The 10,646-nt window shown below is 53.1% G+C and carries 8 protein-coding genes, 1 tRNA gene and 2 pseudogenes; 6 read left to right on the forward strand and 5 right to left on the reverse strand.

The window, feature by feature from the left end; all coding sequences use genetic code 11:
• The first annotated feature begins 106 nt into the window (after positions 1 to 106).
• On the forward strand, positions 107 to 2,254 hold the full coding sequence (gene fdhF / locus JJB97_RS14510) for a formate dehydrogenase subunit alpha (RefSeq protein WP_238714716.1): 2,148 nt from the start codon (positions 107 to 109) through the stop codon (positions 2,252 to 2,254).
• A gap of 573 nt (positions 2,255 to 2,827) precedes the next feature.
• Here fdhF and JJB97_RS14515 read toward each other — a convergent pair.
• Positions 2,828 to 2,904 (reverse strand) — tRNA-Asp (locus JJB97_RS14515).
• 100 nt (positions 2,905 to 3,004) lie between these two features.
• A complete protein-coding gene (dnaQ, locus tag JJB97_RS14520) occupies positions 3,005 to 3,739 on the reverse strand; it encodes a DNA polymerase III subunit epsilon (RefSeq protein WP_238714717.1) in 735 nt (244 codons plus the stop codon).
• A gap of 52 nt (positions 3,740 to 3,791) precedes the next feature.
• Here dnaQ and rnhA point away from each other — a divergent pair, with 52 nt between their 5' ends.
• Positions 3,792 to 4,262, forward strand: a complete 471-nt coding sequence (gene rnhA / locus JJB97_RS14525) for a ribonuclease HI (RefSeq protein WP_238714718.1) — start codon at positions 3,792 to 3,794, stop codon at positions 4,260 to 4,262.
• On the opposite strand, the gene JJB97_RS14530 is transcribed toward rnhA, so the two are convergent.
• A complete protein-coding gene (locus JJB97_RS14530) occupies positions 4,216 to 4,962 on the reverse strand; it encodes a class I SAM-dependent methyltransferase (RefSeq protein ID WP_238714719.1) in 747 nt (248 codons plus the stop codon). The genes rnhA and JJB97_RS14530 overlap by 47 nt on opposite strands.
• A 32-nt stretch (positions 4,963 to 4,994) precedes the next feature.
• Here JJB97_RS14530 and gloB point away from each other — a divergent pair, with 32 nt between their 5' ends.
• Entirely contained in the window at positions 4,995 to 5,750 is a 756-nt protein-coding gene (gene gloB, locus JJB97_RS14535) for a hydroxyacylglutathione hydrolase (protein ID WP_238714720.1), read from the forward strand.
• Between the two features lie 71 nt (positions 5,751 to 5,821).
• A complete protein-coding gene (gene mltD, locus JJB97_RS14540) occupies positions 5,822 to 7,225 on the forward strand; it encodes a murein transglycosylase D (RefSeq protein WP_238714721.1) in 1,404 nt (467 codons plus the stop codon).
• Positions 7,226 to 7,477: 252 nt separating this feature from the next.
• Here the strand turns inward: mltD and JJB97_RS14545 are convergent, their stop codons facing one another.
• Positions 7,478 to 8,296: an endonuclease/exonuclease/phosphatase family protein gene (locus JJB97_RS14545; protein WP_238714722.1), complete on the reverse strand. Its 819-nt coding sequence runs from the start codon at positions 8,294 to 8,296 to the stop codon at positions 7,478 to 7,480.
• Positions 8,297 to 8,496: 200 nt separating this feature from the next.
• On the opposite strand from JJB97_RS14545, the gene yafC reads away from it, so the two are divergent.
• Complete coding sequence (gene yafC / locus JJB97_RS14550; protein ID WP_238714723.1) at positions 8,497 to 9,381, forward strand: DNA-binding transcriptional regulator YafC; 885 nt, start codon at positions 8,497 to 8,499, stop codon at positions 9,379 to 9,381.
• A gap of 345 nt (positions 9,382 to 9,726) precedes the next feature.
• Here yafC and JJB97_RS18590 read toward each other — a convergent pair.
• A pseudogene (locus tag JJB97_RS18590) lies at positions 9,727 to 9,843 on the reverse strand (tail fiber assembly protein); the annotation flags it as partial.
• A gap of 78 nt (positions 9,844 to 9,921) precedes the next feature.
• Here JJB97_RS18590 and JJB97_RS14555 point away from each other — a divergent pair.
• Positions 9,922 to 10,646, forward strand: a pseudogene (locus tag JJB97_RS14555) (IS3 family transposase); the annotation flags it as partial.

The raw sequence follows: 10,646 nt of genomic DNA on the forward strand, positions 1-10,646 counted from the left end.
AATTAAATATTTAATATCAATAACTTAAAAAATGTTTTTTATGGCACGGCTTATGCACTGCCTGAGCCTGTGCCACAGTTATAAAAACATTGACCGGAGCAAAACGATGAAAAAAGTCATTACGGTTTGCCCCTACTGCGCATCGGGCTGCAAGATAAACCTGTGCGTTGATAAGGGTAAAGTCGTTAAAGCCGAGGCGGCCCAGGGCGTCACTAACCAGGGCGAACTCTGCCTTAAGGGCTATTACGGCTGGGATTTTATTAATGATACCCAGATTCTGACCCCGCGCCTGAAAAGCCCGATGATTCGCCGCAGCCGCGGCGGCAAGCTGGAGGCGGCAAGCTGGGAAGAAGCGCTGGATTATGTGGCCGATAAGCTCGGCGCCATTAAAGCCAAATATGGCCCGGACGCCATCATGACCACCGGATCGTCGCGCGGTACCGGCAATGAATCCAATTATATTATGCAGAAGTTTGCGCGCGCCGTTATCGGCACCAACAACGTAGACTGCTGCGCGCGCGTCTGACACGGCCCTTCGGTTGCAGGTCTGCACCAGTCGGTCGGTAACGGCGCAATGAGTAACTCTATTATCGGCATCGAAAATGCCAGCCTGATCTTTATCTTTGGCTATAACCCGGCGGATTCTCACCCTATCGTGGCAAACCGCATAATTAAAGCGAAACAGAAAGGGGCGAAAATTATTGTTTGCGATCCGCGTAAAATTGAATCTGCGCGCATTGCCGATCTTCACCTTCGGTTGCATAACGGCGCTAACATCGCGCTGCTCAATGCCCTGGGCCACGTGCTGCTGGAAGAAGATCTCTATGATCACAACTTTGTCGCGACCAGAACGCAGGGGCTGGAGGAGTACCGTAAGATAGTCGAGGGTTACACCCCCGAATCAGTCGAACAAATTACCGGCGTCCCGGCCGCTGATATTCGCAAAGCGGCGCGCATGTACGCCGCCGCAGACAACGCCGCCATTCTCTGGGGTATGGGCGTCACCCAGTTCTACCAGGGAGTGGAGACGGTTCGCTCGCTCACAAGCCTGGCGCTGCTAACCGGCAATCTGGGAAAGCCCAGCGCCGGCGTCAACCCGGTTCGCGGACAAAACAACGTGCAGGGCGCCTGCGATATGGGCGCGCTGCCCGACACTTACCCTGGCTATCAGTATATTAACGATCCGGCCAACCGCGAGAAGTTCGCCAGTGCCTGGGGGGTGGAATCGCTGCCGGCCCATACCGGATACCGCATCAGCGAGCTGCCGCACCGGGTCGCCCACGGCGAAGTACGCGCCGCTTACATTATGGGAGAAGACCCGCTCCAGACCGATGCCGAGCTGTCAGCGGTGCGCCAGGCATTCGATGACATGGACCTGGTAATAGTTCAGGATATCTTCATGACCAAGACCGCCTCGCGTGCCGACGTGATTCTGCCTTCCACGTCATGGGGCGAGCATGAAGGCGTCTATACGGCGGCAGACCGTGGCTTCCAGCGTTTCTTTAAAGCCGTGGAACCGAAGTGGGATCTGAAGACCGACTGGCAAATCATCAGTGAAATCGCAACCCGCATGGGTTACCCGATGCGCTATGAGAATACCCAACAAATCTGGGACGAACTACGAGGCCTGTGCCCTGATTTTTATGGCGCCACCTATGAAAAAATGGGCGAGCTGGGCTTTATTCAGTGGCCGTGTGTGGATGAATCTGATGACGACCAGGGAACCGACTTTCTGTTTGAGGACAGTTTCAGTACGCCGAACGGCCTGGGGCAACTCTTCACCTGCGACTGGGTAGCGCCCATTGACCGCCTGACCGACGAGTACCCGATGGTGCTCTCGACGGTGCGTGAAGTGGGGCATTATTCGTGCCGTTCAATGACGGGTAACTGCGCTGCGCTGGCGGCGCTGGCCGATGAACCCGGCTACGCGCAAATCAACGCCATTGATGCCGCCCGGCTGGGCATCCGGGATGAGGAACTGGTCTGGGTGTGCTCGCGCAAAGGCAAGGTTATCACCCGCGCCCAGGTTAGCGAGCGCCCTAACAAGGGGGCGGTTTATATGACCTACCAGTGGTGGATCGGCGCCTGTAACGAACTGGTAAGTGAGAACCTAAGCCCGATAACAAAAACACCGGAGTTCAAATACTGTGCCGTTCGCGTGGAGCCAATAGCCGATCAGCGCAGCGCCGAACAGTATGTCATTGAAGAGTATAACAAGCTAAAAGCCCATCTGCGCGAAAGCGCGCTGGGTTAACGTTTTGCCCCGCACTCTGCCGGCTGCGGGGCTTTTTTCACTAAGCCCACCGCGCCTTCGGTTGCCTTACGCGCGCCAGGCGGGCATTTTCGTACTTTTCCGGCTTTAAACGCAACAGGCTCTGAAGTGTGGAAAATGGACGACATTAAACCTAAAACGGCGTCTGGCCGACTGCGGGCTTGCCCGGTCAGCGTTCAGCCAATTTCACTGTGCGTTATGATAAGTACGTTTGCGTATAAAGGCTCAAAGAGATGCGCTACAACGCTTTTTGGCACATCTGACGTCGCCGCTGACTGCCCCGGACATCCGTAATGCGCCGAGCTTCAGCGTCAATAGCGCAATATCCCTGCCGCTCGTAGCCCGTTGACATCAGTTAATCGTGAATTTTGCAGGTATCGTAAAAATTCATTCCCCATACCAGCCCTTCTGACCCGGTAAAGTTTGAATATACGAAATGGATCGTCTCTGTTATCCCGCTCGCCCAACGCTTGCGGATAAAACCCAATCCAGACGGCAAAAGCCTGAAAGCGCATAATGAAAAGGCCCCGTTATCGCTAACGAGGCCCTGAAGAGTGGCGGAACGGACGGGGCTCGAACCCGCGACCCCCTGCGTGACAGGCAGGTATTCTAACCAACTGAACTACCGCTCCACTGCTCCCTTACAGGGAGCGAGGCGAATATTACGGGCAGCGCCTGCGGGCGTCAATGGTTTTTTCCAGCGCGTTAAACTGTTTGTCTGAAAATTCGCCGTCAGGCGCGCCACAGGCAGCTACCGCCCTTTTTTTGCACCAAATCCAGGCGCGATTCGTGCTGCGCCCGCTCTTCTTCGCTGGCGGCGATCACCCGCAGCGAAGATGCCCGGCGCACCACGCGCTGGATGGCATGTTCTTCACCGGCCAAACGATGAACGTCGCCGTCCGGGGCAAACGACAAAGAGGTTTGCCCGCCGGTCATCGCCAGGTAGACATCCGCCAGTATCTGGGCATCAAGCAAAGCGCCGTGCAGGGTTCGCTTACTGTTATCGATTTCATAGCGCGAACAAAGCGCATCAAGGCTATTGCGCTTACCGGGGAACATTTTACGCGCTAATGCCAGGCTGTCGGTTACCTGACAGAAGGTGTTCGTCTTCGCAATATCGCGCCTGAGCATACCGAACTCATAATCCATAAAGCCGATATCAAACGAAGCATTATGGATGATCAGCTCCGCACCGCGTATATACTCAATAAAATCATCAGCAATATCGGCAAAAGCGGGCTTATCAAGCAGGAATTCGTCGGAAATGCCGTGTACGCCAAACGCTTCCGGGTCAACCAGCCGGTCTGGCTTGATATAGACATGAAAGTTATTGCCGGTCAGACGGCGGTTTATCACCTCCACCGCGCCGATTTCAATAATGCGATGGCCTTCGTAGTGGGCGCCTATCTGGTTCATACCCGTGGTTTCGGTATCAAGGACTACCTGTCGTGTAATTGCTGTGCTCATAGCGCTCGTTTATGTCAGACTTGACGTTTTCAACTCAGGAAGTCTACCAGAGATGCGTAAACAGGTAGAAATTTTCACCGACGGCTCCTGCCTGGGCAATCCGGGGCCTGGCGGCTATGGCGCCATACTGCGCTACCGACAGCATGAAAAAACGTTCAGCGCGGGCTATCGTCTTACCACCAACAACCGTATGGAACTGATGGCTGCCATTGTGGCGCTCGAAGCGCTGCGCGAGCACTGCGATGTGATACTCAGCACCGACAGCCAGTATGTTCGCCAGGGCATTACGCAATGGATTCACAACTGGAAGAGGCGCGGCTGGAAAACGGCGGGCAAAGCGCCGGTAAAAAATGTCGATCTCTGGCAGCGTCTGGATACGGCGCTGAGCCAGCATAAGATTCAGTGGGAGTGGGTCAAGGGGCACGCGGGACATCCCGAAAACGAACGCTGCGACGCGCTGGCGCGCAGCGCGGCGGCTAATCCTTCTCTGGACGACGCGGGCTATCAGGCTGCGAACGAATAACGCGCGTAGCCCCCACGGCCGGACGCAGTTGCGCGTTCTCTTTTATTCGCTTTTTCAGGCTGAGCGTAAGCGGCACAGTTCGCTTACGCGCTACGATTAACTGCATACAGCCGAGCGCCGGAAGATGCGTGCTGAGCAATTTCCCGCCATGCCTGCGCCACGGCAGCACCTGAAAGTTGCCGTAGTGCATCACTTCATAATTGAGCACCGACAGCCAGTCCAACTGACGCATAAGCGTAAACATTCGGCTGTTACAGGGCGGTCGGCGGCGCTGAAACGGCACCAGTTTGCTCGCGCCCAGCACGCTCAGCGGATTAAATCCGCTCATGATAAGCCAGCCGTCGTCAATTAAAACGCGATCCACTTCCCGCAGCAAACGGTGAGGGTCGGTACACCACGGCAGCGTATGGGCCAGCAGGCAGGCATCAATAGCATCAGGCGCAAACGGCAGATGGAGCGGATCGGCTACGACTTCAACCCGTTCTCCTTGTAATGCCATATTCACCTGGTGTGAAATAGCGCAGCTCTCTGTGTTGATCTCCGTGCTCAGGTTGCCGACCTTGAGCAGGTGGAATCCGAACATTTTGCCCAGCCACGGCTGGAGCTGACGCTCCAGCGCATCGCGATAGTATTCACCCCAGGGCAATTGTGCCCAGTGTCGTGGCGCAGCGCAGGTGTCGGATATACTTGCTGGTTTCATCACAACTTTCAGTCACGCATGTGGAGTGTTCTATGAATCTTACCAGTATTCCCGCGCTACAGGATAACTACATCTGGATACTGAGCGACGAAAATAGACAATGCCTGATAGTCGATCCCGGCGAAGCCGCGCCGGTGCTAAAGAAAATAGCGGAACAACAGTGGCGGCCGCAGGCTATTTTGCTGACCCACCACCACCACGACCACGTTGGCGGCGTAAAAGAACTGGTAAACGCTTTTCCCGGAATTGTGGTCTACGGCCCGCAAGAGACGCGGGAAAAAGGCGCGAACCGGATTGTAAGCGGCGGCGATCGGGTAACTATTCTGGGGCGGGATTTTCAGGTTTTCAGTACGCCAGGCCATACGTCCGGGCATATCAGTTGGTTTACGCCTGCATGGCTTTTTTGCGGCGATACGCTGTTTTCCGGCGGCTGCGGGCGCCTTTTTGAAGGCACGGCGACACAAATGTACCACTCTCTACAGTTGCTTAATCAGCTTCCGGCAGAGACGTTAATTTGTTGTGCGCATGAATACACGTCAGGCAACATGGCGTTTGCGCTAAGTCTTTTTCCTGAAAATAGCGACTTAAACGCGTATTACCTGAAAATTAAAGCGTTAAGAGCGAAAAATATGCCAACAGTGCCTTCAACCCTGGCGACAGAGCGAAAAATAAATATTTTTCTAAAAACAAATGACGCTGATTTTTTTAGTAAAATTACTACTGAAACAAAATTGCAACAACCAGACGCGCTTTTTGGGTGGCTGAGGGCCAATAAAGACCGCTTTTGAGCTTTATAACTTGTGTCTTAACGGGTTCGACTGTATGATTGCTCGTCTTTTAAGCAACCATTGACATACACATGAAGGCAAAAGCGATGATTCTCGCCTCTGTCTTGCTGGTGGGCTGTCAGTCATCGCAGGATGACGGTCGCGTCCAGCAGCATGCGCAGAGCCTTTCTGCAGCAAGTCAAGGTGAAGCAGGTAAGTATAAAGGTCAAACAACCTCGTTTCGTTGGATGGACACCAGTCCGGTCATCGGACAAGAACAAAATCTGTGGAACTTCATTAGCGGCGAGCTGAAGATGGGAATTCCGGAAAATAGCCGGATTCGCGAACAAAAACGAAAATATTTAAAAAACAAGAGCTATCTCCACGATGTGACCGTAAGGGCTGAGCCCTATATGTACTGGATTGCCGGTCAGGTGAAGAAACGGAACATGCCAATGGAACTGGTACTTCTACCCATAGTGGAGAGCGCTTTTGATCCGCATGCGACGTCTGCTCGCAGTGCGGCGGGCCTCTGGCAGATCATACCCAGCACCGGGCGTAGCTACGGCCTGCAGCAAACCAGCACCTACGATGCGCGCCGTGATGTGGCGGCTTCGACCACAGCTGCGCTGAATATCATGCAACGCCTTAACCGCATGTTTGACGGCGACTGGCTTTTGACCGTTGCCGCTTATAACAGCGGTGAAGGCCGCGTGATGAAGGCGATTAAAGCGAACCGGGCGCAGGGAAAGCCGACCGATTTCTGGTCACTGCCGCTGCCGCAGGAAACGCAGCGCTATATCCCGAAAATGCTGGCCCTGAGCGAAATATTTAAAAATCATCAGCGCTATGGCGTGCGTATGCCAACCGCAGATGAGAGCCGCGCGCTGGCGCGTGTGGAAGTGAATAACCCGGTAGCGATGACGACGCTTGCCGATATGGCGGGTATGCCGGTCAACAAACTGAAGACTTACAACGCCGGTTACAAAGGCGCAGTGCTGGGCAAAAATGGTCCGCAGTATGTGATGGTGCCTAAAAAGCATGCTGCGCGCTTGCGTTCCTCTCTGGCCGCCGGCGATTTCGACGCCGTTGATTCAGGCCTGTTGGCTGAAAACCGCAGTATGGCGAAAGCCGCTATGCGCCCGGCCAGCGTCAGCCATTACACGGTGCGCTCCGGGGATACGCTATCAACCATCGCCGCGCGCAATAATGTGAGCGCGAAGGATATTCAGCGCTGGAATAAACTGCGCGGCACAGGTATTAAGCCGGGCCAGAAACTGAAATTGAGCAATACGACGACCCGGCTTGCCAGTAATCGCAGCGTGAACAGCAGCATCACTTATCGCGTGCGTAAAGGCGATTCGCTTTCAAGCATCGCAAAGCGCCACGGCGTAAAGATTAAAGATCTGGAGCGCTGGAACAGCGATACGGATAATCTTAAGCCAGGCGATCAGCTTACGCTGTTTGTGAAAAACGACAGCAATTCCGACAGCTAATGCATTAAATAAAAAGGTGAAACGGCTGACAACCCCCCATCCTGTCGCAGACAGGATGGATGAAATACAATAAAAAATAAGGAAAATCAACGGATTGATTTTCGCCTGCTTATCGCAAAGAAGGAAAAAACCCGTTTTTTCCTTCTTTGCGGTAAAAAGTTAAAGGGGTTGTTTTTAATCCGATAATGACAAGGCGTCCCTCGCCGTTTACCCGCCCTGTTATTAAACGAAAGGGTGCCTGACGGCATTTTTTTAACGCTGCTTTTTCTCGCGTTCGCTGTCCTTAGCCTGCGTAAACTCAACGAGCAGCGGATTGTGATCCGATGCGCGCGTCACCAGAACCGACGCTTCATGTACGTTCATTCCACGATAAAAAACAAAATCAAGCGGGCGGCCAAACGCGCGTCGGCGCTGATCGTCGGTAAAACGCACCTCACGTAGCGACATCTCTCTGGCAAAACGGTAGAGCGCAGCCATGCGTGGCCGGCTCCAGGCATTAAAATCACCGCCCATGATAACAGGTCCGGAATGATGCGCTATCTGATCGCCAATGGGGCCGAGCTGCTTACTGTAAACATCCACACCCCAGCTAAAATTCACCGCATGTATATTAATCACCATCAGCAACTGACCGCCCGGAAGCGGATAAACCGTAACCAGAGCAGACTTAGCTAATCTCAGAATCGGTTCACGCTCGCGTAAAGGGCAGCAGTAGAGAGGATGCGCGGCAGAAAGCGTCATCACGCCAGAGGGGTGCTGAGGCAGCACGAAAGCAGGAACCTGATCGGCGGCAAGGTAATTTGATGTGGCAAAACTCACCAGTTCGGGGGTAGTTTGCGCTTCCTGTAACAAAACCAGATGAGCATCCTTACCAAAATTCTGCAGAACGGAGAGCCAGTCGGCGCGCTGTTGCTTAAAAATATTCCACACCAGCACGCGCAGTGTACTTTCTGCGTATAACGGTTCACCGGCGGGTAGCGCCTTACCTATTGTCGCAAAAGAACCCGGCGCTAAAATTCGCTCCACCGGCTGTCCCGCGACATAACGCATGGCATAGGTTTTTTTTCGCACGTTTCGCTGATGACCTCTGTAACGTTCCCACTCATACAACAGAGCAATTCCTCTGTTATAGGGGTTTTATCCGTAACTTTCAATGTTCACGCGGGAACACAACCTGCATATAAACCGCGCGTTGAATAGCGCAAAAAAGTGGAGGCGTTTAAAATATCCCGCAGCAGTCATTTCACAGCCATGTTGCTTAGCAGGCGCAAATGAAAACAACCTCAGAAGAACTGGCGATTTTTGTCGCCGTTGTGGAAAGCGGAAGCTTCAGCCGCGCGGCGGAGCAACTTGGCCAGTCGAACTCAACAGTCAGCCGCATGATAAAAAAGCTGGAAGATAAGCTTGATGTGAGTTTACTTAACCGCACCACGCGTTATCTTAGTCTGACCGAAGAGGGCAGCCGTTTCTTTCGCAGAGCCCAACAAATTTTGCAGGATATCGCAGCAGCCGAAAACGAACTACTGGAAACCCGCCAGACCCCCAAAGGGCTTCTGCGTGTGGATGCCGCAACCCCGGTCGTTTTACACTTGCTGACGCCGCTCATCAAGCCCTTCAGGGAACGCTTTCCTGACGTCACGCTGTCGCTTGTTTCTTCTGAAACGTTTATTAACCTAATTGAGCGCAAGGTTGATATCGCCATACGCGTAGGCTCGCTAACTGACTCCAGTCTGCGGGCGCGGCCATTGTTCAACAGCCACCGGCGGATTATCGCCACGCCTGGCTACCTGAAAGAGGCGGGGATCCCCCGCACCCCGGGCGAACTTCATCGCCATGTGTGCATCGGCTTTAGCGAACCCACATTGCTTAACCGCTGGCCTGTGAAACAGGAAGGCGAACAACTTTTTGAAATAAAACCGTCAATTTCATCAAACAGCGGCGAAACCATTAAACAACTGTGCCTCCAGGGCAATGGTATCGCCTGCCTGTCTGATTTCATGATTGATAAGGAAATCGCAAGCGGGGAGCTTGTCGAACTTCTTAAAGATAGCGTCATACCGCTAGAGGTGCCTTTTAACGCCGTCTACTACAGCGATCGCGCTGTCAGTACGCGAATTCGGGCATTTATTGATTTCCTGTGTGAGCACGTTAAATAGCCGCCGCAGTGATAATATTCTCTTCCCTGTAAACGTGCGTGCCAGATATTCGCTCAATCCCCGGGCGAATTCGGCGCCTGGTGTTGCCTGCCCAGGCTGCGTACTGCGTCTAATGCCCGCGCCCTGTGGTATGAAAAATATGGCCTGAATACAGTAACCGGCAGCGACATATTACAGCAGAAAGGTTAATGCGTACTTTACCAACCATCGCAGTTTATATTGATTACAAACGAAAAAACCGCATCCCTTTGATGCGCCGCGCGATATTTGCGCCATAATCCGTGAGATAAATGGTATCGCTGCGGCGTTTCAGATATTGATAAAAGATTACAAACTTATAAAGCGTTAAGAACCGGACTGACTGCCTGTGGGATATTCAGGCCATTCGATATCGGGAGCTGCAGCGGTATCAATTCTGCTCAATAGGACCCTGAATTTTTTCCACTCATTCAGCATTTGATATTCACTTGTAGTGGTTTACTGAATTTGGCCACCTGAACAGAGGTGATATGCTCGCCTCAGAACAATACAGGCGCCCCAATGAAAAAAAGAAATTTCAGTGCAGAGTTCAAACGCGAATCAGCCCAGCTTGTCGTCGATCAGAATTACACCGTTGCTGAAGCGGCTAAAGCGATGGATATAGGGCTTTCTACCATGACGCGCTGGGTTAAACAGTTGCGTGATGAACGTCAGGGCAAAACGCCAAAAGCTTCGCCGATAACGCCGGAACAAATTGAAATTCGTGAGCTGAAGAAAAAACTTCAACGTATTGAAATGGAAAACGACATATTAAAAAAGGCTACCGCGCTCTTGATGTCAGACTCCCTGAACAGTTCTCGTTAATCGGGAAGCTCAGAGCGCGTTATCCCGTGGCGATACTCTGCCATGTGTTTGGGGTTCACCGTAGCAGCTACAAATACTGGAAAAGTCGTCCTGATGAACCGGATATCAGGCGGACAGCGTTGCGTAGCCAGGTGCAGGAGTTACACAGCATCAGTCATGGCTCAGCGGGCGCAAGGAGCATTGCCACTATGGCAACACTTAAAGGCTTCCGTATGGGGCGCTGGCTTGCTGGCAAGCTCCTGAAAGAGCCGGGACTTGTAAGCTGCCAGCAGCCAACACACCGGTATAAGCGCGGTGGACAGGAACACATCGCTATACCGAACCACCTTGCTCGTCAGTTTGCGGTCATCGAGCCCAACCAGGTATGGTGCGGCGACGTGACTTATAGTGTGCCCGGAGTTCAGGGCGGGCATGGATGCTCA

The organism is Tenebrionibacter intestinalis, from assembly GCF_016632365.1.
Taxonomy (GTDB): domain Bacteria; phylum Pseudomonadota; class Gammaproteobacteria; order Enterobacterales; family Enterobacteriaceae; genus Tenebrionibacter; species Tenebrionibacter intestinalis.